General features: G+C 60.5%; 21 protein-coding genes, 1 pseudogene and 1 riboswitch. Of the genes and pseudogenes, 10 read left to right on the forward strand and 12 right to left on the reverse strand.

What is annotated here, in order from left to right; all coding sequences use genetic code 11:
• Nucleotides 1-5: 5 nt before the first annotated feature.
• The 3 genes from KJY40_RS25265 to KJY40_RS25275 form a co-directional block, all read right to left on the reverse strand.
• Nucleotides 6-1,895 (reverse strand): DUF1302 domain-containing protein, encoded by a 1,890-nt coding sequence (locus KJY40_RS25265; protein WP_230733438.1) that lies wholly within the window; start codon nucleotides 1,893-1,895, stop codon nucleotides 6-8.
• A 336-nt stretch (nucleotides 1,896-2,231) separates the two neighbouring features.
• Entirely contained in the window at nucleotides 2,232-3,914 is a 1,683-nt protein-coding gene (locus tag KJY40_RS25270) for a fatty acid--CoA ligase (RefSeq protein WP_230733439.1), read from the reverse strand.
• A gap of 155 nt (nucleotides 3,915-4,069) precedes the next feature.
• On the reverse strand, nucleotides 4,070-4,699 hold the full coding sequence (locus tag KJY40_RS25275; RefSeq protein WP_230733441.1) for a LysE family translocator: 630 nt from the start codon (nucleotides 4,697-4,699) through the stop codon (nucleotides 4,070-4,072).
• Nucleotides 4,700-4,790: 91 nt separating this feature from the next.
• Between KJY40_RS25275 and KJY40_RS25280 the strand changes: the two genes are divergently transcribed.
• The 3 genes from KJY40_RS25280 (at nucleotide 4,791) to KJY40_RS25290 (ending at nucleotide 7,635) form a co-directional block, all read left to right on the forward strand.
• A complete protein-coding gene (locus KJY40_RS25280; protein WP_230733443.1) occupies nucleotides 4,791-5,756 on the forward strand; it encodes a 2-hydroxyacid dehydrogenase in 966 nt (321 codons plus the stop codon).
• Between the two features lie 33 nt (nucleotides 5,757-5,789).
• On the forward strand, nucleotides 5,790-6,788 hold the full coding sequence (locus KJY40_RS25285) for a class I SAM-dependent methyltransferase (RefSeq protein ID WP_230733445.1): 999 nt from the start codon (nucleotides 5,790-5,792) through the stop codon (nucleotides 6,786-6,788).
• Nucleotides 6,789-6,838: 50 nt separating this feature from the next.
• A riboswitch (yybP-ykoY riboswitch) is annotated at nucleotides 6,839-6,963 on the forward strand.
• Between the two features lie 87 nt (nucleotides 6,964-7,050).
• Nucleotides 7,051-7,635, forward strand: a complete 585-nt coding sequence (locus tag KJY40_RS25290) for a TMEM165/GDT1 family protein (RefSeq protein WP_007956837.1) — start codon at nucleotides 7,051-7,053, stop codon at nucleotides 7,633-7,635.
• Nucleotides 7,636-7,680: 45 nt separating this feature from the next.
• Here KJY40_RS25290 and KJY40_RS25295 read toward each other — a convergent pair whose 3' ends face one another.
• Nucleotides 7,681-8,499 (reverse strand): M48 family metallopeptidase, encoded by an 819-nt coding sequence (locus KJY40_RS25295; RefSeq protein ID WP_230733447.1) that lies wholly within the window; start codon nucleotides 8,497-8,499, stop codon nucleotides 7,681-7,683.
• Between the two features lie 1,342 nt (nucleotides 8,500-9,841).
• Here KJY40_RS25295 and KJY40_RS29845 point away from each other — a divergent pair.
• Nucleotides 9,842-10,036, forward strand: a pseudogene (locus tag KJY40_RS29845) (HAMP domain-containing protein); the annotation flags it as partial.
• Between the two features lie 114 nt (nucleotides 10,037-10,150).
• Nucleotides 10,151-10,894: a methyl-accepting chemotaxis protein gene (locus KJY40_RS29850; RefSeq protein WP_371857322.1), complete on the forward strand. Its 744-nt coding sequence runs from the start codon at nucleotides 10,151-10,153 to the stop codon at nucleotides 10,892-10,894.
• A 4-nt stretch (nucleotides 10,895-10,898) separates the two neighbouring features.
• Here KJY40_RS29850 and KJY40_RS25305 read toward each other — a convergent pair whose 3' ends face one another.
• The 3 genes from KJY40_RS25305 to KJY40_RS25315 are packed head-to-tail and all read right to left on the reverse strand — an operon-like array spanning nucleotide 10,899 to nucleotide 12,011.
• Nucleotides 10,899-11,522, reverse strand: a complete 624-nt coding sequence (locus tag KJY40_RS25305; protein ID WP_007951669.1) for an SOS response-associated peptidase — start codon at nucleotides 11,520-11,522, stop codon at nucleotides 10,899-10,901.
• Between the two features lie 36 nt (nucleotides 11,523-11,558).
• Complete coding sequence (locus KJY40_RS25310; RefSeq protein WP_011335895.1) at nucleotides 11,559-11,819, reverse strand: putative signal transducing protein; 261 nt, start codon at nucleotides 11,817-11,819, stop codon at nucleotides 11,559-11,561.
• A gap of 9 nt (nucleotides 11,820-11,828) precedes the next feature.
• Nucleotides 11,829-12,011, reverse strand: coding sequence for a CPXCG motif-containing cysteine-rich protein (locus KJY40_RS25315; protein WP_230733452.1), 183 nt, complete (start codon nucleotides 12,009-12,011; stop codon nucleotides 11,829-11,831).
• Between the two features lie 139 nt (nucleotides 12,012-12,150).
• Here KJY40_RS25315 and KJY40_RS25320 point away from each other — a divergent pair, with 139 nt between their 5' ends.
• Entirely contained in the window at nucleotides 12,151-13,317 is a 1,167-nt protein-coding gene (locus KJY40_RS25320; RefSeq protein ID WP_230733454.1) for a 1-acyl-sn-glycerol-3-phosphate acyltransferase, read from the forward strand.
• 49 nt (nucleotides 13,318-13,366) lie between these two features.
• Here the strand turns inward: KJY40_RS25320 and KJY40_RS25325 are convergent, their stop codons facing one another.
• On the reverse strand, nucleotides 13,367-13,645 hold the full coding sequence (locus KJY40_RS25325) for a hypothetical protein (protein ID WP_007951673.1): 279 nt from the start codon (nucleotides 13,643-13,645) through the stop codon (nucleotides 13,367-13,369).
• Between the two features lie 193 nt (nucleotides 13,646-13,838).
• Here KJY40_RS25325 and KJY40_RS25330 point away from each other — a divergent pair, with 193 nt between their 5' ends.
• Nucleotides 13,839-14,045 carry a hypothetical protein gene (locus KJY40_RS25330; RefSeq protein WP_039766399.1) on the forward strand — a complete coding sequence of 69 codons (207 nt, stop codon included), beginning with the start codon at nucleotides 13,839-13,841 and terminating at the stop codon, nucleotides 14,043-14,045.
• A 56-nt stretch (nucleotides 14,046-14,101) separates the two neighbouring features.
• Here the strand turns inward: KJY40_RS25330 and KJY40_RS25335 are convergent, their stop codons facing one another.
• Nucleotides 14,102-14,686 (reverse strand): YajG family lipoprotein, encoded by a 585-nt coding sequence (locus KJY40_RS25335; protein WP_096822774.1) that lies wholly within the window; start codon nucleotides 14,684-14,686, stop codon nucleotides 14,102-14,104.
• Nucleotides 14,687-14,877: 191 nt separating this feature from the next.
• On the opposite strand from KJY40_RS25335, the gene KJY40_RS25340 reads away from it, so the two are divergent.
• Together KJY40_RS25340 and mqo are read left to right on the forward strand one after the other, a co-directional pair.
• Nucleotides 14,878-15,111 (forward strand): hypothetical protein, encoded by a 234-nt coding sequence (locus tag KJY40_RS25340; protein ID WP_039766297.1) that lies wholly within the window; start codon nucleotides 14,878-14,880, stop codon nucleotides 15,109-15,111.
• A 700-nt stretch (nucleotides 15,112-15,811) separates the two neighbouring features.
• Nucleotides 15,812-17,320: a malate dehydrogenase (quinone) gene (gene mqo / locus KJY40_RS25345; RefSeq protein WP_230733456.1), complete on the forward strand. Its 1,509-nt coding sequence runs from the start codon at nucleotides 15,812-15,814 to the stop codon at nucleotides 17,318-17,320.
• 75 nt (nucleotides 17,321-17,395) lie between these two features.
• Here the strand turns inward: mqo and KJY40_RS25350 are convergent, their stop codons facing one another.
• The 3 genes from KJY40_RS25350 to KJY40_RS25360 form a co-directional block, all read right to left on the reverse strand.
• Nucleotides 17,396-17,683, reverse strand: a complete 288-nt coding sequence (locus tag KJY40_RS25350; protein ID WP_007951679.1) for a PA4642 family protein — start codon at nucleotides 17,681-17,683, stop codon at nucleotides 17,396-17,398.
• Between the two features lie 63 nt (nucleotides 17,684-17,746).
• On the reverse strand, nucleotides 17,747-18,226 hold the full coding sequence (locus tag KJY40_RS25355) for a hypothetical protein (RefSeq protein ID WP_007951680.1): 480 nt from the start codon (nucleotides 18,224-18,226) through the stop codon (nucleotides 17,747-17,749).
• Nucleotides 18,227-18,312: 86 nt separating this feature from the next.
• Nucleotides 18,313-18,870: a hypoxanthine-guanine phosphoribosyltransferase gene (locus KJY40_RS25360; RefSeq protein WP_007951681.1), complete on the reverse strand. Its 558-nt coding sequence runs from the start codon at nucleotides 18,868-18,870 to the stop codon at nucleotides 18,313-18,315.
• A 165-nt stretch (nucleotides 18,871-19,035) separates the two neighbouring features.
• On the opposite strand from KJY40_RS25360, the gene upp reads away from it, so the two are divergent.
• Nucleotides 19,036-19,674 carry a uracil phosphoribosyltransferase gene (upp, locus tag KJY40_RS25365; protein WP_007951682.1) on the forward strand — a complete coding sequence of 213 codons (639 nt, stop codon included), beginning with the start codon at nucleotides 19,036-19,038 and terminating at the stop codon, nucleotides 19,672-19,674.
• Nucleotides 19,675-19,676 lie beyond the last annotated feature (2 nt).

The following is a 19,676-nucleotide window of genomic DNA, read 5'->3' on the forward strand; positions in this document are numbered from 1 at the left end:
AGTGCTTAGAAGTTCACGCCGAGGCTGAGCGCCACGAAGTCGCGGTCATCCACGGTGGTGTACTTGCCGTCGAAGAAGTTGGTGTAGGCCAGGCTCGCGGTGTAGGTGTTCTGGTACTCGGCATCGACACCCAGGCTCACGGCCTTGCGACCTTCCTCGAAGTTGCCGCCAGGGCCTGGCGAGTAGCCGCTGACGTCGTGGGACCAGGCCACGTTCGGCTTGAGGTTCACGCCGGCGAACACGTCGTTGTATTCCCAGATCGCCCGACCGCGATAGCCCCAGGACATCGACGTGGTGAAGCCGTCATTGTCGCAGTTGCGGCTGCGGTTGTTCTGCGGTGAGCCAGGCCCGGCGCCATTGATGGTGCCGTTGTTGAGGATGTTGACGCAGGTGTTGGTGGTACCGGTGGCTGGCAATTCGCCCGGGCCGTAGACCGGATCGCGGCCATAGCGCTTGTCGGACCGGCTCTCCAGACCGCCCACGTAAGTCATGCCCACTTCACCCACCAGCGTCAGACGGCTCGCGCCCATGACCTGATCGAAGAAGTGCGTGAAGGTGGTTTGCAGTTGAGTGATTTCCTTGCGCTCGTAACCATGCAGGTCCTGGCCCGGTACGCCGTTGAGCAACGAGGCGTTCGCATACGGACCGCCCAATGGACGCACACCGGCGAACAGGATGTCGGTGGAGTTCAGTTGTACCGGCGCATTCGGGCGATAACTGATTTCACCGCTCCACGCTGTACCGGTAGGCAAGGTAGTGGAGAAGCTCAGACCGTAGAGACGGATGTCTTCAGGGTATTCGACGAAGTATTTCGAGTTGCCCGCGACCAACAGCGGCCCGAGCGCCTGGAACGCGCTTGGCAATGCAGCGACGGTGTTGTAGACCGATTGCGGTGCGCCGGTGGCACTGAAAATCGGCGCACGGCTGTGGTAGTTCATGAAATAGGCACCGAATTCGGTGTCCAGCGGTTCGAACATGTACTTGAGGGACGCGCCCCACTGGCCGCTGTCCCGCGCATCGCGATCGCCGCCGCGTGGCACCAGCACGCCTTCTTCGTTGACGTTGACGCCGTTGGCCGCCAATGGCCCCAGGGCAATGGCCGGAATCTGCGAGCGCTTGTTCAACACGCGCAGGTTGTCGGTGCAGCCGTCGGCAATGATGTCCGGCTGGGAGAAGAAGGTGCCGCAGTTGTCGACGACGGTCTGGTCCCACTCGAGCTGGTAGAACGCTTCGGCGGACAGGTTTTCGGTCAGGCTCTGGGACACGTAGAACATGTTGACCGGAATCAGGCCTTCCTTGATCTCGGCGCCCGGACGACGGAACGCGGACACGTCGATCGGGTTGATCGAGTTGATGCCGCCACCGATGAAGGTACTTTCACCCCAGCTCACCACCTGCTTGCCCAGACGCACGGAGCCTGGCTGATCGGCGATCGCATAGTTGTGGTAGACGAACGCATCGAGGATCTGGCCGCCGGCGGACTTGGCGCCTTCCTTGCGGTTGCTGTCGCTGATGTCCTTGAACTGGCGGCTCTCGTCCTTCAGTTCGAAGTCGTACCAGTATTTGCCACGGACGAACACGCCGGTGTCGCCGTATTTCAGTTCGAGGTCATGGATGCCCTTGAAGATCTTCGAAAAGGTTTCGCCGCTCTTGAAGTTGGCGTGGCCGTCGTCGGAAGTCTGGGACAGACCGTGACCGCCGTTGTTGACGCCGATGAGGTTCTTGTTCGGGCTCTGGGTGGACCAGCTGGCACCGATCGACAGGGAGGAGTCGAACTGGCCTTCGATTTCACCGACGTTGAAACTGACGCCGAATGCGGGCCCGGCGAGCGAAGAAGCAAGACTGACGGCCAGAGGCAGCTTTGCCCGGCGCCAGAACTGGTTTACTGAGGTCATCGACGCTACTCCATGTGCATTATTGTTATGGCATTGAGTACTTTTAAAAACGCCTGAAGGACCGGGCGCCAGAGGCTTCCCGAAATCGCTTCAATGTTGCATCGCCCCGTTTGTGCGTGTGCCCCGTTCTTAAAAATCCTTGAGCGGACTATAGCCAGCAGGTGGTACTGCTTGATCCCTCTAAAGTGTGATTTGCAGCTGCCGGCCACTCTGGAACAGTCCTTTCGCCAGTCCGACACATGTCGGCACGGCAAGGATGGCTGAAAATTCGGATTTCACAAGCCAAGCGCTTGCTTGGTGGGTCTGGCGCGCCGTTTTCGGCGCGCCAGGGGACGCTCAGAGCGTCGAGAGGAAGGTGCTGTTGTTGGCCTGCCATTCGGTGATGTCGAGGCGGATGCGCTTCTTGTCGAGCTTGCCGACACTGGTCTTGGGAATTTCAGTAACAAGCGCGATCTGGCTCGGAATCGCCCACTTGCTCAAGTGCCCCAGCTCAACGAATGGCTTGAGGTGTTCCTTGAGCTCGCGTGCCCCGATGGCGTGCCCTTCACGGACCACCAGCAAGGCAAACGGGCGCTCGCCCCACTGCGGATCGGCGATGCCCACCACTGCTACTTCACGTACCGCGACGTGGCGGCTGATCAGGTCTTCGAGGTCCAGCGAGGAGATCCATTCGCCGCCGGTCTTGATCACGTCCTTGATCCGGTCGCGGATGTCGATCACGCCCATGCTGTCCAGCGTGGCGACGTCACCGGTGTGCAGCCAGCCGCCGGCCCACAGCTCGGCCCCCTTCTGCGGTTCATTGAAGTAACCCTCGGTCAGCCACGGCGCGCGCAGTACCAGTTCGCCCTGAGTCTCGCCGTCGGCCGGGAGGAAATTGCCGTCGCCGTCGACGATGGCCGCCTCGACCAATGGCCCCGGCACGCCGGCCTTGATCCGGTAGGTGGTGCGCTCGTCTTCGGTGCCCGCCATCAATTCATCGTTCAGATGCGCGCAAGAGACCAATGGCCCGGTTTCCGACATGCCATACGCGGCCGTCAGTTGAATGCCTTTGCTCTTGGCCGTTTCATACAGTGTGCGATTGAGCGCACTGCCGCCGATGACGATTTTCCAGCCGCCAAAATCGGTGCCTTGCGCGCCCTTGGCGTTGAGCACCATCTGCAGGATGGTCGGCACGCAATGGGAGAACGTGACCTTTTCCTTGCGCCACAACTCGACCAGGAATTCCGGGTCGTAACGCCCCGGATAAACCTGCTTGAGCCCGAGCATGGTCGCCACATACGGCAGGCCCCATGCATGCACGTGGAACATCGGGGTGATCGGCATGTACACATCGTTGGTGCCCAGCAGCCGCACGCTGTCGATGGCGCCCATGATGGTCGACACGCCCATGGTGTGCAGCACCAGTTGCCGATGGGTGAAATACACGCCTTTCGGATTGCCGGTGGTGCCCGTGGTGTAGAACGTGGTGGCGACCGAGTTCTCGTCGAAATCCTTGAAATCGTACTGCGGACTCGCGGCCGCCAGCAGTTGTTCGTACTCGCCCACCAGATTCGGCAGATCCGCGTTTTTTTCCGGCAGGTCGGTCAGCAGCAGGGTTTTCTCCACCGTGGTCAGGTGTGGCGCGATGGCCTGGTACAGCCCGACGAACTCGCTGTTGACCAGCACGAAGCGATCCTCGGCGTGGTTCATGGTGTAGAGGATCTGCTCCGGTGACAGGCGCACGTTGATGGTGTGAATCACCGCGCCGATCATCGGAATCGCAAACATGCACTCCAGGTAGCGATGGCTGTCCCAGTCCATCACCGCCACGGTGTCACCGGCCTTGACCCCAGCCGCCGTCAGCACATTGGCCAGCCGCGCGACGCGTTCGATCAGGGTCGGGTAGCTGTAGCGCAGCTGGTCACGGTAGATGATCTCGCGTGTTTTCTCGTAACGGGCACCGGACATCAGCAGCCGTTTGATCAGCAGTGGATACTGGTACGCCCCTTCGGCGGGCGGAATAACGCGAGTCTGCAACATAAGAATCCCTTTTCTGACTGCACGGTTTTGATGGAGAGATTCGTACTCTAGAACCGTTGCGTGACAGCCAAATCAGCCAAAGGAATGATTTGCAGAACCGGACAAATGCTAGCTTTACGCCAGCATTTGCCGGAATTCGTTACCGCACGAGAGGATCAATGCATCTCGGTGAATGCGAGTTTCACGCCGATGGCGATCAGCACCGCGCCCATGGTGCGGTCGAACCAGTGGCCCATGCGGGCGAAACCGGCGCGCACGCGCTGCTGGCTGAACAGCATGGCTACCAGGCAGAACCAGATCGCAGTAGCCACCGCCAGGTAGATCCCGTAACCCGCCTGTACGGTCAGTGGTGTGTGCGGGTTGATCACCACAGTGAACAACGACAGGAAGAACAGCGTGGCTTTCGGGTTCAGTCCGTTGGTCACGAAACCCGAGGTGAAGGCGCCACGTGCGGTGCGTTCGCCGGCTTCTTTGTGCAGATCATCGGTCACGGTTTTCGCCGGTTGCGCACGCAGGGCCTTGAAGCCGATGTACAGAAGGTACGCGGCCGCCGCCCATTTCAACGCGTTGAACAACACGATCGATTGGGAAACGATCAGCCCGATCCCCAGCAGCGAATAACCGACGTGCAGGAAAATCGCCGTGCCCACGCCCAGCGCCGTCCAGGTCCCGGCGCGTCGACCGTGAGTCACGCTTTCGCGCACCACCACGGCGAAATCAGGACCGGGGCTGGCAACGGCCAACAGGTGGATCAGGGCAACGGTCAAGAATTCGGTCCAGTACATGGAGGCTCCTTTCGGCCAAGCGTAACGAGTTGTTTCATCTGGTAGGCTCGGCAGATTACGCCTTCCCTTCAAAGCACAACAGGTACAGTTGATGACGAACGCCCACCGCGCCGTATTCCTCGATCACCCGTCGCTGGATCTTGGCGATCTCGATCTGAACCCTTTGCGTGACTGCTTCAGCGATCTGCAACTGTTCGCCCAGACGCTGCCCGCACAGGTGAGCGAACGCCTGCAAGGCGCGACGGTGGCGATCAGCAACAAGATCCTGATCGATGCCGCCACCATGGCAGCCAATCCACAATTGAAGCTGATCCTGATCACCGCCACCGGCACCAACAACGTCGATCTGGCCGCCGCCCGCGCCCACGGCATCACCGTATGCAACTGTCAGGGTTACGGCACACCGTCGGTGGCGCAGCACACGATCATGCTGCTGCTCAATCTCGCCACGCGTCTGGCGGACTATCAAAAAGCCGTCGGCGAAGGCCGCTGGCAGCAGGCGAAACAGTTCTGCCTGCTGGATTACCCGATCGTCGAACTGGAAGGCAAAACCCTGGGTCTGCTCGGACACGGCGAACTCGGCGGCGCGGTCGCGCGTCTGGCCGAAGCTTTTGGCATGCGCGTGCTGCTGGGACAGATTCCAGGGCGCCCTGCCCGTCCGGATCGTCTGCCGCTGGAAGAATTGCTGCCACAGATCGACGCTCTCACCCTGCACTGCCCGCTCAACGAACACACCCGGCACTTTATCGGCGCCCGCGAACTCGCCTCGATGAAACCCGGTGCTTTCGTGGTCAACACCGCCCGTGGCGGGCTGATCGACGAACAGGCTCTGGCCGATGCCCTGCGCAACGGTCATCTGGGCGGCGCAGCCACCGATGTATTGAGCGTCGAACCACCGACCAACGGCAATCCGCTGCTGGCCGCCGATATCCCGCGCCTGATCGTCACCCCGCACAACGCCTGGGGCAGCCGCGAAGCGCGGCAGCGAATCGTCGGCCAACTGGTGGAAAACACCCAGGCGTTCTACAGCGGTAAGGCGCTGCGGGTCGTCAGTTGATAAACTGCGGCACTTTTTTTCACAGGAGCAGTTATGGATCCGCGCAGTGAAGTACTGCTTCGTCAGGCCGAGTTATTCCAGGGTTCGGTGTTGCTGGCCGGGTTGCCTGCCGATGATCTGCTGGGGCGCCTGCCCGATGCGTTTGGCTGGTGCTGGCATGCCGGCGATCAGGCCGCGCTCGATGCGCGTTTCGAGGGCCGCAGCCATTTTGGCGTGAACGTGCCGGAACGCGAATTCACCACCGCCGTGGTGTTTCTGCCCAAGGCCAAGGACCTGACCGATTACATCCTCAATGCCGTGGCTTCGCGCCTGGCCGGGCGTGAGGTGTATCTGGTCGGGGAAAAACGCAGCGGCATCGAAGGCGCCTCCAAACAGCTCAACCCGTTCGGCAAGCCGCGCAAGCTCGACAGCGCGCGCCATTGCCAGTTGTGGCAAGTGACCGTGGCCAACGCTCCCGAAGCCAAACCGCTGGAAAGCCTGGCGCAGACTTACGAACTGCCGCTGGCCGAAGGCCCGTTGAAGGTCATCAGCCTGCCGGGTGTGTTCAGCCATGGCCGACTGGATCGTGGCAGCGCCCTGCTGCTGGAACATCTGGACAAACTGCCGAGCGGTCACTTGCTGGACTTCGGTTGCGGCGCCGGCGTGCTGGGTGCGGCGGTCAAGCGTCGTTACCCGCACAATCAGGTCACGTTGCTCGACGTTGATGCCTTCGCTGCCGCCAGCAGCCGTTTGACCCTGGCCGCCAACGGTCTGGAAGCCGAGGTGCTGACCGGTGACGGCATTGACGCCGCGCCGATGGGTTTGAACGCGATTCTGAGCAACCCGCCATTCCATGTCGGCGTGCATACCGATTATTTCGCCACCGAGAATTTGCTGCGAAAAGCAGCCAAACATCTGAAAAACGGCGGCGAACTTCGCCTGGTTGCCAACAGCTTCCTGAAGTATCAACCGCTGATCGAGGAGCATCTCGGGGTCTGCGCGATCAAGGCCGAAGGCAATGGTTTCCGGATTTACCGGGCCAAGCGCGGCTGAAACTTCTTTTAAAAAAGACGCTTGCTCAATCGGATTTGCGAAGGCAGAATCCGCTCCGTCCTAGGGGAGTAGTCTCCCACGAGCGCCAAGCTCGTCCGGCATACGTCAACATACTTGATCCTCAGATCATGGCGTATGCGACCCAAGCGTCCGCAGCAGACGGATCGCAGGGTTTGACAAGACCTATGACACGCACACCTTACCCGGGGCGGGAAGGCTGTACGTGTCATAGCCGTGTCGACCCGCCCCTTAGGAAATCCTGATGCTGGACTCGTTACTCGTTCCTACCGCAATCGTTGCCTTGGCCGAAATCGGCGACAAGACGCAACTGCTCGCGCTGATTCTCGCCGCTCGTTTCCGCAAACCCTGGCCAATCATTGCCGGTATTGTCGCTGCGACCCTGGCCAACCACGCGGCAGCCGGTGCGGTCGGTGCCTGGTTCGGCAGTTTCTTCTCCGATTCGGTCCTGCACTGGATTCTTGCCGCGAGCTTCGCCGCCACCGCCCTGTGGACGCTGGTACCGGACAAGATGGATGACGATGAAGCCAGCACCGCCCGCAAGTTCGGGCCATTCCTGACCACGCTGATTGCGTTCTTCCTCGCGGAAATCGGTGACAAGACCCAGATCGCCACCGTGATGCTGGCTGCGCAATACCCGGAACTGTGGCTGGTGATCATCGGTACGACGGCGGGCATGCTGATCGCCAACGTGCCGGTGGTATTGGCGGGGAATTTTGCAGCGGAGAAACTGCCACTGACCCTGATCCGTCGACTGGCCGCCTCGGCGTTCCTGATCCTGGCGATCGTCGCGGTGTACAAGGCGATGCAGAGCAGCGGCTGGGTTTGATCCGGCAGATCGCTCCCACACCCAGTGTGGGAGCGATCATTTGTTTCAGGACTTGGGCGCTTTTTCGTACAGCGGCATGACCTTCGGAATGGCCGCCTCCAGCGAAGCGATCCGGCTGGACGAAGCCGGGTGAGTGCTCATGAACTCCGGTGGCGCGCCTTCAGACGCCTTGCTCATCTTGTTCCAAAGGGTGATCGCAGCGTTCGGGTTGTACCCGGCACGTGCGGCCAGCTCCAGACCGATCAGGTCGGCTTCGTTTTCGTTGGCGCGGCTGTTGGGCAGGGTCATGCCGTAGTTGGCCACGGTATCGGCCAGCGCCAGGCTGTCCTGACCCAGACCGAGCAACGCACCGGCGCCCTGCTTGGCCATTTCGATGCCATAGGCTTTGGACATCGCTTCACGTCCGTGCTCGCGCAAGGCGTGGGCGATTTCATGGCCCATGACCGCAGCGATTTCATCGTCGGTGAGTTTCAGGCTGTCGATCAGCCCGGTGTAGAAAATGATCTTGCCGCCAGGACCGCAGTTGGCGTTGAGTTCGTCGCTCTTGATCAGGTTCACTTCCCACTTCCACTGCGCCGAATCCGGACGGAAATTCGGCGCCTGGGCGATCAGCCGGTTGGCGATGGCCTGAATACGCTTGGCATCGTTGCTGGTCTTGTCCAGCACGCCTTTGCTGGACGCCTCGCCCACGGTCTTCTGATAGGACTGGGCATACATCTGGTCGACCTCTTGCGAGGACAGCATGCTGAACATGTACTGCTTGCGTTCCACACCCACGGCACCGCCGCTGGTGGTGTTGACCGACTGACAACCGGCCAGCAACAGCGCTGCGCTCAGTGCACCTACAACCAATGTCTTGTTCATTCAAAAGCTCCCTGAAAACCTGCCGCGTATCCTAGGCGGGTAATTGTATTGGCGCCAGATACAACGGACGTGTTGCACGCACTTTCAGAAGTCGCCCGTCAGCCCTGTAGGAAAAATTTCACATCCACTCTACAACTGCGTCGCGCACTGCTCCATTTGCGACATCCGGCTGTAATTACTCACCCTGAACCTCATGGCGCAATAGTGGCTGCCGATACAACAGCGCAGACGTCCTCTCGCGTGCGGAGCTCCCATGAAGTTCAAGTCGATCCAGTTTTCCGTGGCCGCCCTGGCCGGCGCCATCGTACTCAGCGTAGTCGCCGCGCTGGTGCTGTATGCGCTGTTTTCCGGCGCCCGCACCCAGGAGATGGTCCAGCAGCGGACCCAGGCCCAGTTCGAGCAAGTCATCGAACAGCGCCTGACGTCGCTGGCACAGACCCAGGTCAGCCAGATCCAGCGCGAGCTCGAAGCGCCGCTGCTGATTGCCGGTGGACTGGTACGGGTCAACGCCCTGCTCGGCACGCCGGGCGCCGATGGCCAGCCGCGACTGACCGTCAGCCGTGAGCAACTGATCAGCCTGATCAAGGAAAACGTCGAGAAGAACCCGAAGATTCTCGGCACCTACATCGGCTGGGAAAAGAACGCACTCGACCACAACGATTCGGCCTACGTCGGCACCAGTGTGGTCGGCATCGACGCCGCCAACGGGCGCTTTCTGCCGTGGTGGTTCCGTAACGACGACGGCACCCTGGGCCTGGACAAACTGGTGGACGTCGACGACCAGAAAGTCCTGTCCACCGGCGTGCGCGCCAGCGAGTACTACCTGTGCTCGAAAGAAACCAAGAAATCCTGCGTGATCGATCCCGCCCCTTACAAGGTCGGCGACAAGATCGTCATGCTTGCCTCCTTCATTGAACCGATCATGCTCAACGGCGCGTTCCAGGGCATCGTCGGCGCCGACCTGTCGGTGAACTTCATTCAGGAAATGCTCCTGGGCGCCAACCAGAAGCTGTACAGCGGCGCCGGGCAAATGGCCCTGATCGGCGGCAACGGCCGGATCGTTGCCTACACCAAGGACCCGAGCAAATTCGGCGAGAAGGTCAGCGACATTCTCGACGCCCAGCAGATTGCCAACATGGCCAATCTCAAGCGTGGCGAAGTGACTTACACCGTCAATAAGGAGTCGGGCCGGATCGAGTTGTACCTGCCGTTCGGCATCGGCCAGACCGATGCGCGCTGGACACTGATGCTGCAACTGCCGCTCGACGCGGTGATGGCCGACCTGCAAAAGCTGCAAGGCGACCTCGACGCCCAGCGCAAATCCGACACCTTCGGCATGGCCATGGTTGGCCTGATCATCGCCGGCCTTGGTTTGCTGGTGATCTGGCTGGTGGGCCATGGCATCGCTCGTCCGCTCAAACAGATGGTGACCATGCTCGATGACATCGCCCAGGGCGAAGGCGACCTGACCCGTCGATTGAGCAGCGACCGCAAAGACGAACTCGGCTCGATCGCCAAAGGCTTCAATACCTTCCTCGCCAAATTGCAGGGGATGATCACGCAGGTGGTGTCGTCGGTACAGAGCGTCAGCGATTCTTCGGAGCACACGGCGGACATCGCGATCCGTACCAATATCGGCATTCAGAAGCAGATGGCCGAGATCGATCAGGTCGCCACCGCCGTGCAGGAAATGACCGCCACCGCGCAAGACGTGGCGCGCAACGCAACCCAGGCTGCGCAAGCCGCCAGCCACGCCGATCAGGCGGCCAGTCAGGGCATGCAGATCGTGCGCGACACGTCGAATTCGATCGGCGTGCTGGCCGTGGAAATCGGCAAGGCCGTGGACGTGGTGCAGACCCTGGCCAAGGACAGCGAAAACATCAACGCAATCCTCATCGCCATTCGCGGGATCGCTGAGCAGACCAATCTGCTGGCCCTCAACGCGGCGATTGAAGCGGCTCGCGCTGGTGAACAAGGACGTGGTTTCGCGGTGGTGGCCGATGAAGTGCGCAACCTGGCGCAGAAGACCCAGAAGGCCACCGAAGAAATCCAGAGCATGATCCAGCAACTGCAACAGGGCACCCGCGATGTGGTGCGGGTCATGGAAGACAGCCAGAACCGAACCGACGAAAGCGTGCAACACGCGGCCAAGGCAGCCGAGGCGCTGGAGACCATCACCCAGGCGGTATCGGTGATCAACGACATGAACACCCAGATTGCCAGCGCCGCCGAAGAACAGAGCGCGGTGGCCGACGACATCAACCGCAACGTGATCAATATCGGTCAGGTGGCGAACGAAGTGGCCGGTGGTGCGGATGAATCGAGTTCGGCGAGTGCGGACCTGACCAAACTGGCTGAGCAGCAGCGGCGGTTGATCAACCAGTTCAAGGTCTGACCGATCAGGCCGGAGTCAGGCACTCCGGCCCGTTGAGTTTCGGATCATTGACCAGGTTCGCCAGCACCCGCTCGCGCAAGGCGGCGGGTTCGCTGGCGAGCAAACCCTGCAGGACATGCAACGGCGTTTCAGGATCAAGCCACGCCGCCTGCCCCGCCTCATCAAGAATCAACGGCCGGCGCTGACTGGCCGCAGGCTGGGTAATCACCGCCGTGCTCAGCCAGACTTGCTCCTGCACCGGATACGCTTCCCAGATCGCCGCAAAAAACAACGAAGCCCCTTCCCCCGGCGTCAGCCAGTACGGGCGCTTGCGCGTGGTGCCGCGCCATTCGTAGAACCCGTTGGCCGGCAGCAGGCAACGACGCAGTCGAAGGGCTTCGCGAAACATCGGTTGTTCGGCGACGGTTTCGGCCCGGGCATGGGCCGGCGTGCGCGACATGTCGGTCAGCCACGGCGGTGTCAGCCCCCAACGGGCGCGGGCCAGCGTGCGCTGGCCGTCGGGTTCGGCGCGCAGCATCAACACCGAATCGTTGGGGGAAATGTTCCACTGCGCCTGCTGATCGGCAGGAAAACCTGGCAGGTTCGCGAAATCGCGGTTCCAGCGAAACAGGGCATAACGTCCACACATGGGGCAGCACGACTCACAAATAAAACGAACGCCAGCCTAACAGACCAGTGTCCCGGGATAGCTGTCCGGTTCATCGCCGGGCAGCGGCAGCGCGGCATTGTACGCACTGATCAGCTCGCGGGCGTATTCGGCCTGGTCGTTATCGACCGACAGGCCCAACAGGCCAAAGATCGGCAACTCGCCCGTGCCGCCCAGCAGATCGCGCCCGACCAGATGCGCCTCGATGCCTTCGCTGGCCAGCATGCCCTTGAGCATCTCGCCTTCCATCAGGTTTTCCGGCTCGTAGATTCGCTGCATGGGCGCGCCTCACTCGTTTTCGCTATAAACATCGAGCATCCATTCATGGCCGTCGGTTTGCAGTTTGAAGGTAATCGGCTTGCAACAGACTGGGCAGTCCTCTGTGTACTCCTGGTCTCCTGCGGAAAGATCCAGAACGGCTTCGCATCTTTCCCCACAATATGGACATTGATAATGCTCGGTTTCCAGCATCGCGGTCTCCCGGGTGACTTGTGCGTATAATCGCCGGTCTATTTGCAGGGCTATTTTTGTCTGGCTACTTTTTCAGACCGTGCCCCGTTGGTTTTCGATCAAAACCTTTACTTACCCTAGCCGTTTCCAACAAGAGAGCATGATGGGCGAATTCGATGCCATCCGACCTTACGACGACAGCGAAGTACCTGCGGTACTGGCAAGACTGCTCGGCGACAAGGCGTTTCTAGATATCCTCACCCACTTCCGCTTCCCGCGTTTCGCCGGTGCCTTCGGCTGGATGCTCAAACCACTTATAGCCCATCGGCTGCGTCGTGAGTTCGCCGACGTGACCTCCGTGGCGACGTTGCAGGACAAAGTCGAGTTCTACGTCGACCACACCATCGAGCGCGCCACCGACGGCGTGACCTACACCGGTGTCGAGCAATTCAAGTCCGGCAGCGCTTATCTGTTCATCGCCAACCACCGCGACATCGTGATGGACCCGGCCTTCGTCAACTATGCGGTGTACCACGCAGGCCTGCCGACGCCACGCATCGCGATTGGCGACAACCTGCTGCAAAAGCCGTTCGTCAGCGATTTGATGCGCCTGAACAAGAGCTTCATCGTTCACCGTTCGATCACCGGGCGCCGCGAGAAAATGGCCGCCTACCAACTGCTGTCGGCCTACATCAACCACTCGATCCGCAACGACTGCGCCTCGATCTGGATCGCCCAGGCCGAAGGCCGCGCGAAGGACGGCGACGACCGTACCGAGTCGGCGATCCTCAAGATGTTCCACATGAGCCGCAAGGACGAGCCGTTTGGCGAGGTCATCCAGTCGCTGAACCTGACGCCGGTGTCGATCAGCTACGAATACGACCCGTGCGACCAGGCCAAGGCCCGCGAGCTGTACATCCGCGCCACCACCGGCACCTACAGCAAGGCGCCGGGCGAGGATGACGTGAGCATCGCCAAGGGCATCACCGGCTACAAGGGCCGGGTGCACGTGAACTTCGCCGCGCCGATCACCGAGCTGTTCGAGGACACCAAGCAACTGGCGGTCGAGATGGACAAGCAGATTCTCGGCGGCTACCGGTTGTTCCCGGTGCATTACCTGGCGTACGCGCAGTGGGCCGATGCCGATCCGCAACTGAACGTGCCGAAGGCTGCCGAAGTGTTCGGTGCCGAGGAACTGGCCAAGGCCCAGGAAGAATGGCAACGCCGTCTGGACGCCTGCCCTGAGGAGCATCGTCCGTATCTGGTGCTGCAATATGCGACGCCGGTACGCAATCAGTACCGGGTCAAGGCTGGCCTGCCGCTGTAAGCGGTTTCAGCCAGATACAAGAACGGCGCCTTCGGGCGCCGTTTTTCGTTCAGAAGCGGGTACTGATCCAGGACACCAGCAACGCCAGGCCCAGGCAGGCAAAACCGAAGCGGTAGAAAAAGCGGTTCATGCGCAGGGTCGCCCAATCGAGCACCGGCTCCTGATTCGGCTGACTCTGACGCTGGGCCGCGATACTGGCCATCGCCCGCTGTTCACGGCGACGGGTCGCGTGCAGCAGCCAACTGCCGGGGAAGGCCAACAGCAGTGCCAGCAGGTTGATCAGTTTGGCGGGATGGGCGGTAAACAGCGTCATCAAGTGCAGCGACATCACAGACCTCAATCTAGACCGGTATGGCGAACGCCAGACCGACGACCGCGGCGCGGATTCTACCGAAACCCTCCCCGACTGCCCTAGCCTTTGCGACAAATAACCCGTCAATCGACCGATGGCTGTCCTGTGTCACGGCATCGTCATTTGTTTCAGTCACCCTGCGCGCCTCGAAACCGACACGGAACGCGACATGCTTCACGCTGAAAACCAGGATCGCCTGTACCTCATCTCCCCGTCCGACGAACAACAGACCCTCGTCGGCAGCCTGGCCTTCAATGTTCAGGACCGCCACTGGCTGGTGTATTGCGCCCTCGGCGGGCACCAGCATGCGGACTTGCCCGAGACCGACCTGCTGACCGGCGTCAGCGTCCTCGACTTCTACTCGCAAGCCGCCTGAACGAAAAAAGCCCGGGGCCATCACTGGCCCCGGGCTTTTTCACATCAATCGAACACTTACTCGGCGAGGATCTGACCCACGGTCGGATCCTTGAACAGACGGGTCAGCGCATCGCTCAGCACGTCGCTGACCAGTTTGGTGTTGGTTTCCTGGTTCGGCGCCATGCCGAAACGCTGGTCCAGCGAAGCACCATAACGGCCGCTGTAGCGACGGTTGCCGCTCTGCACGTCGGAACGGAAGGTCGCGCCGATGGTGGCCTCGGTCACGTACATGCCTTCTTTCGGCGACTGGTATTTCAGTTCAGTCAGGGTCACGGTCAGCTGTGGAGCGTTCATCGCGCCGTTGGACGGGGTGAACCCCAGCAGACGCACGGCCGCTTCGGCCTGGGCCTGCAACTTCGGCAGGATCTGCTCGCGCTGCACGGTGATGGCGCTGGTTTCCGGGTACAGACCGCCACGGGTGCCGAGGGTTGGCGACGGACGACCGTCGACCACGCGGACCACGACAGGCTGGCCGTGGCCAACCGGTGCCAGCTGAGTGGTCAGCTTCGGTTCCGGGCTCAGTTGTTGCGGGCTGTGGGCGCAGCCAACCAGGGTCAAACTGGTCACAGTGATCAAACCGAACAACAGGCGTTGCAACATGCTCTTCTCTCCAGAATCAGGCACAGACAGGCCGGCAGTATAGCGGTGGGCCACTGTGGGTCACCAGCACTGAAATCTCAGACAAACCCCGCTGCACGCGGTTCCTGTCACAGATTGTTCACCCCCCATACATGTTCGCTTCACGGTCTTTTGACAATCTTCGTCACAGATCTCCAGAAGGAACACAAACCATGCGCTATCTGATCTCGTTGTTCGCCCCACGCCCGCTGCACCGCAGCTTCGCCCTGCTCGACCGCAACGGCCATTGCCAGGCTTTCAAGCAGTGCAGCCTGCAGCCAATGGGTGACGGCTGGGTGGAAATCGAGGAAATCCGCCTCAACTGGTTGCACCAGCCTCTGCCTGCCAGCGCCCGGGTCGAACAGCAGCGCCCACGCGCACGTGCTCAGGCGATGTTGAGCATCTGACCGGATGCCTAATAAAAGTCATTAAACTCGACCAACTCCCCGCATTTCTTCGATACAATCTCCCCCCGATTATAAGGACGTCTCCTGATCGGGCCCCGCAACAGCGTCAATGCGCTTGCATTGGCATCCAAATCGCCCACAGAGAGCCGCCCACACAGATCGAGTGAAGCTGGCGTGCTTGCTGTTTCCCTGGCAAATCCCGCTTTTCGCGAATCTGCAGAGCTGTCATGACGCTCGGCCACTGAGTTGTTTGCCCTTCCGGGCACGGTGCCAGCCCCGGACAGCCCTTTTTGAGGTTCACGTCTTCAAAAGAGCGTGAAAAAAACGGGTTTTCACAACTTCACAAGAGTGTGGCGAGCAAATGAATAGTTTTGCGTCTGAACATGCACCATTAGCGTCTGAAACAGCCCAACGACACAGGAACGGGAACGCCTCGAATACCGGAGCCTGAAGCCTGTCCGCTACGGATTTGGTTGCACAAACGGATGTCTCGACCATAAGTCGAATTGCCAGCCCCGTGCCGAAATGAGTTCATGGGACTCTTTAAGCCAGGCCGCACGCATCCGTCGAAGTTGCGAAAAATTGCGAAGATTCGGACATGGCACACCTGACCAAGGATACCCGGGGCCTAACTGACCTGCCCTGGACGCCTGGCAGCCATGCCGACAATTTGGTGCTGCAGATTTTGGAGACGCGTTAAATGGCGCATAACGAAGCAGTCGACGTAGTTCTGGTTGGGGCCGGCATCATGAGTGCCACCCTCGCAGTACTGCTCAAAGAGCTCGACCCGGCAATCAAGCTGGAAGTCGTCGAGCTGATGGATTCCGGTGCCGCGGAGAGTTCCAACCCATGGAACAACGCCGGTACCGGCCACGCCGGCCTGTGTGAGCTGAACTACACGCCGCAGGCTGCCGACGGCACCGTCGACATCAAGAAGGCCGTGCACATCAACACCCAGTTCGAGGTGTCGAAGCAGTTCTGGTCGTACCTGACCAAAAAAGGCACGTTCGGCTCGTGCAAATCCTTCATCAGCCCGGTTCCACACCTGAGCTACGTCGAAGGCGAAAAAGGCGTTTCATTCCTCAAGGAACGCTTCAACGTGCTGCACAAGCACCACGCCTTCGCCGACATGGAATACACCGAAGACAAGGCGAAGATGGCCGAGTGGATGCCGCTGATGATGCCGGGTCGTCCAAAAGACCAGGTGCTCGCCGCCACCCGCGTGATCAACGGCACCGACGTCAACTTCGGCGCCCTGACCAATCAGTTGCTCAAGCACCTGACCAGCGCAGCCGATGCCCAGGTCAAGTACTGCAAGCGCGTGACCGGCCTCAAGCGTAACGCCAACGGCTGGACCGTCAGCATCAAGGACGTCAACAGCGGCGGCAGCCGTGAAGTCGACGCCAAATTCGTATTCCTCGGCGCCGGTGGCGCGGCCCTGCCGCTGCTGCAAGCTTCGGGCATCGAAGAAAGCAAAGGCTTCGGCGGCTTCCCGATCAGCGGCCAGTGGCTGCGTTGCGACAACCCGGAAGTGGTCAAGCATCATCAGGCCAAGGTTTACAGCCAGGCCGCCGTGGGTTCACCACCGATGTCCGTGCCGCACCTGGACACCCGTGTGGTCGATGGCAAGAAATCCCTGCTGTTCGGGCCATACGCCGGTTTCACCACCAAGTTCCTCAAGCACGGCTCCTTCATGGACCTGCCGATGTCGGTTCGCGCCGGCAACATCGGCCCGATGCTGGCCGTGGCGAAAAACAACATGGACCTGACCAAGTACCTGGTCAGCGAAGTGATGCAATCGATGGAACAGCGTCTGGAATCCCTGCGTCGTTTCTACCCCGAGGCGAAAGCCGAAGACTGGCGCCTGGAAGTGGCCGGCCAACGGGTGCAGATCATCAAGAAAGACCCGAAAAAAGGCGGCATTCTGCAGTTCGGTACCGAACTGGTGGCTGCGAAGGACGGCTCCCTCGCCGCCCTGCTCGGCGCATCCCCAGGCGCTTCGGTGACCGTTTCGATCATGCTGGAACTGATCGAGAAGTGCTTCCCGGCCAAGGCCAAGGGTGAGTGGGCTGCCAAACTGGCGGAAATCTTCCCTGCCCGTGAAAAGGTCCTGGAAACCGACGCTGCGCTGTATCGCAAGATCAACACGCAGAACAACGTCGCGCTGGAACTGGTTGAAGCCAGCAACGAGACCGAAAGCTACGCCTGATTCGGCTCCATGAAAAACGCCCCGCACTCGGTGAGTGCGGGGCGTTTTTTTATGCCTGTGGAAAACTTCGGGCGATCAGCCGCGTGCTTTCTCGATCAGCTCGATGTATTCCGGGGCGTTGCGCTGATCGCGGATCTGGTCGACGAAGGTCTTGCCGTGTTCGTCCTTGCCGTCCACGTCATAACCGGCTGCCACGAAGAACGTCAGGAAACGCTCGAAATCATCGATGCGCAGGCCACGGTAAGCCTTGACCAGTTTGTGCAGCGACGGCGAAGTGGCGTCGACCGGCTCAAAATCGAGGAACAGCTTGATCTGCTCATCGCCGATCTCGTCACCAATCACTTGCTTCTTATCTTTACGCATTGCCGACTCCAGCTCGCAGACATTTCACGGGGCGGGCAGTTTACCCCTGCGCAGGCACAAGGCTCAACGCGAGCGCGTGCTGCCAGTGTGCAAATCGGCCCAGATGTGGCCGTTGGCGTAGGTCAGGAACTGGCAATACACGGTGTCGTTGCGCAACAGATCGATCACCACCCGGTACTGGGCCAGCGGGTAGAACAGCGTCAGGGTCTTGCTCTTGTCGTCATACACCGGCTTTTTCAGGCTTTTGCTTTCGCCATCGAAGTTGACCAGCACCTGATTGATCGTCGCACCCTTGTTCAGGGATTTGCCCTTGAGGCGGATCATCAATGGCGAGGTCACCGGGATCGGCTGCTGATTGGACTGGCGCTGGGCCCCCACGACCACTGAATAGTCGGTGACCTGCAACAGTTGCTGCTGCTCGGGTTCGGCATCGCGCAGGGTCAGGTCGTCCGGTGGCAGGAATTGGCTATGCATCGGGGCGGCGGCCAGGGGCAGGCTGAGGGTCAGCAACAGGGCGGCGCAGCTGCGGATCAAGAGGCTCATGACAGGCTCCGGGGGGCGGGGCCGAGCACTTTAGCAGTCTTTAAAAGCAAAAGATCGCAGCCTGGGGCTGCGATCTTTCAGGGGTCTTACATGCCTTTGACGGCGAAGATCCCGTTGGCGTTGCGCCAGTAGCCTTTGTAATCCATGCCGTAGCCGAAGATGTAACGGTCGATGCACGGCAGACCGACGAAATCGGCTTTCAGGTCAGGACGGGCCTTGCGGTCGTGGTCCTTGTCGATCAGCACGGCGGTGTGCACTTTGCGCGCGCCGGCGTGACGGCAGAAGTCGATGATCGCGCCCAGGGTGTGACCTTCGTCGAGGATGTCGTCGATGATCAGTACGTCGCGGTCGATGAACGAGACTTCCGGCTTGGCTTTCCAGAACAGGTCGCCGCCGCTGGTTTCGTTGCGATAACGGGTGGCGTGCAGGTAGGACGCTTCCAGCGGGAACTGCAGATGAGTCAGCAGTTTGCCGGAGAAGATCAGGCCGCCGTTCATCACGCAGAACACCACCGGGTTGCTGTCGGCCAGTTGTTCGTTGATTTGTGCACCGACGCGGGCAATGGCAGCCTCGACTTCAGCTTCGGTGTACAGGCAGTCAGCCTCTCGCATGATTTGACGGATATGCTCGAGATCAGCGGACATGGCGCTCTCCAAGGGGGGTCTGTTTCGGAAAAGCGGGCAAAGGTACGCATCCCGCACGGCCGAATCAAGCATTTGTGGACTAACGTACTGTATGTCCTATAGGACATCACCCTCGGATAGATTAATCTAGGCCGGTTTTTTTGCCCGCCGCCGGAGCCTTTCCCCATGTCCATCCAAGAGATCCGCCATCCGCTGATCCGTCACAAACTTGGCCTTATGCGCCGTGCAGACATCAGCACCAAGAATTTCCGCGAGCTCGCTCAGGAAGTCGGTGCCCTGTTGACCTATGAAGCTACCAAAGACCTGCCGCTGGAAACCTACGATATCGAAGGTTGGTGCGGCACTGTGTCGGTCGAGAAAATCGCCGGCAAGAAGATTACCGTCGTGCCGATCCTGCGCGCCGGCATCGGCATGCTCGAAGGCGTGCTGAGCCTGATCCCGGGCGCCAAGGTCAGCGCCGTCGGCGTTGCCCGCAACGAAGAAACCCTGCAGGCCCACACCTATCTGGAAAAACTGGTTCCGGAAATCGACGAACGCCTGGCCATGATCATCGACCCGATGCTCGCTACCGGCAGCTCCATGGTTGCGACCATCGACCTGCTGAAGAAGGCCGGTTGCAAGGACATCCGCGCGATGGTGCTGGTGGCCGCGCCGGAAGGCATCGCCGCTGTCGAGAAAGCTCACCCGGACGTGATCATCTACACCGCGTCCATCGATCAGAAACTCAACGAGCACGGTTACATCATTCCTGGGCTTGGCGATGCCGGTGACAAGATCTTCGGCACCAAGCAGAAGGACGCGTAAGC

It is taken from the genome of Pseudomonas fitomaticsae, assembly GCF_021018765.1.
Classification (GTDB): domain Bacteria; phylum Pseudomonadota; class Gammaproteobacteria; order Pseudomonadales; family Pseudomonadaceae; genus Aquipseudomonas; species Aquipseudomonas fitomaticsae.

Bases quoted from the DNA above. Each gene is read 5' to 3' on its own strand.
- KJY40_RS25330 (WP_039766399.1), top strand. From the start codon at position 13,839: ATGCTTCACGCTGAAAACCAGGATCGCCTGTACCTCATCTCCCCGTCC.
- KJY40_RS25325 (WP_007951673.1), bottom strand. From the start codon at position 13,645: ATGTCGCTGCACTTGATGACGCTGTTTACCGCCCATCCCGCCAAACTG.
- KJY40_RS25340 (WP_039766297.1), top strand. From the start codon at position 14,878: ATGCGCTATCTGATCTCGTTGTTCGCCCCACGCCCGCTGCACCGCAGC.
- KJY40_RS25290 (WP_007956837.1), top strand. From the start codon at position 7,051: ATGCTGGACTCGTTACTCGTTCCTACCGCAATCGTTGCCTTGGCCGAA.
- KJY40_RS25265 (WP_230733438.1), bottom strand. From the start codon at position 1,895: ATGACCTCAGTAAACCAGTTCTGGCGCCGGGCAAAGCTGCCTCTGGCC.
- KJY40_RS29850 (WP_371857322.1), top strand. From the start codon at position 10,151: ATGGCCGAGATCGATCAGGTCGCCACCGCCGTGCAGGAAATGACCGCC.
- KJY40_RS25280 (WP_230733443.1), top strand. From the start codon at position 4,791: ATGACGAACGCCCACCGCGCCGTATTCCTCGATCACCCGTCGCTGGAT.
- KJY40_RS25305 (WP_007951669.1), bottom strand. From the start codon at position 11,522: ATGTGTGGACGTTATGCCCTGTTTCGCTGGAACCGCGATTTCGCGAAC.
- KJY40_RS25350 (WP_007951679.1), bottom strand. From the start codon at position 17,683: ATGCGTAAAGATAAGAAGCAAGTGATTGGTGACGAGATCGGCGATGAG.
- upp (WP_007951682.1), top strand. From the start codon at position 19,036: ATGTCCATCCAAGAGATCCGCCATCCGCTGATCCGTCACAAACTTGGC.
- mqo (WP_230733456.1), top strand. From the start codon at position 15,812: ATGGCGCATAACGAAGCAGTCGACGTAGTTCTGGTTGGGGCCGGCATC.
- KJY40_RS25315 (WP_230733452.1), bottom strand. From the start codon at position 12,011: ATGCTGGAAACCGAGCATTATCAATGTCCATATTGTGGGGAAAGATGC.
- KJY40_RS25285 (WP_230733445.1), top strand. From the start codon at position 5,790: ATGGATCCGCGCAGTGAAGTACTGCTTCGTCAGGCCGAGTTATTCCAG.
- KJY40_RS25310 (WP_011335895.1), bottom strand. From the start codon at position 11,819: ATGCAGCGAATCTACGAGCCGGAAAACCTGATGGAAGGCGAGATGCTC.
- KJY40_RS25295 (WP_230733447.1), bottom strand. From the start codon at position 8,499: ATGAACAAGACATTGGTTGTAGGTGCACTGAGCGCAGCGCTGTTGCTG.
- KJY40_RS25355 (WP_007951680.1), bottom strand. From the start codon at position 18,226: ATGAGCCTCTTGATCCGCAGCTGCGCCGCCCTGTTGCTGACCCTCAGC.
- KJY40_RS25360 (WP_007951681.1), bottom strand. From the start codon at position 18,870: ATGTCCGCTGATCTCGAGCATATCCGTCAAATCATGCGAGAGGCTGAC.
- KJY40_RS25275 (WP_230733441.1), bottom strand. From the start codon at position 4,699: ATGTACTGGACCGAATTCTTGACCGTTGCCCTGATCCACCTGTTGGCC.
- KJY40_RS25335 (WP_096822774.1), bottom strand. From the start codon at position 14,686: ATGTTGCAACGCCTGTTGTTCGGTTTGATCACTGTGACCAGTTTGACC.
- KJY40_RS25320 (WP_230733454.1), top strand. From the start codon at position 12,151: ATGATGGGCGAATTCGATGCCATCCGACCTTACGACGACAGCGAAGTA.
- KJY40_RS25270 (WP_230733439.1), bottom strand. From the start codon at position 3,914: ATGTTGCAGACTCGCGTTATTCCGCCCGCCGAAGGGGCGTACCAGTAT.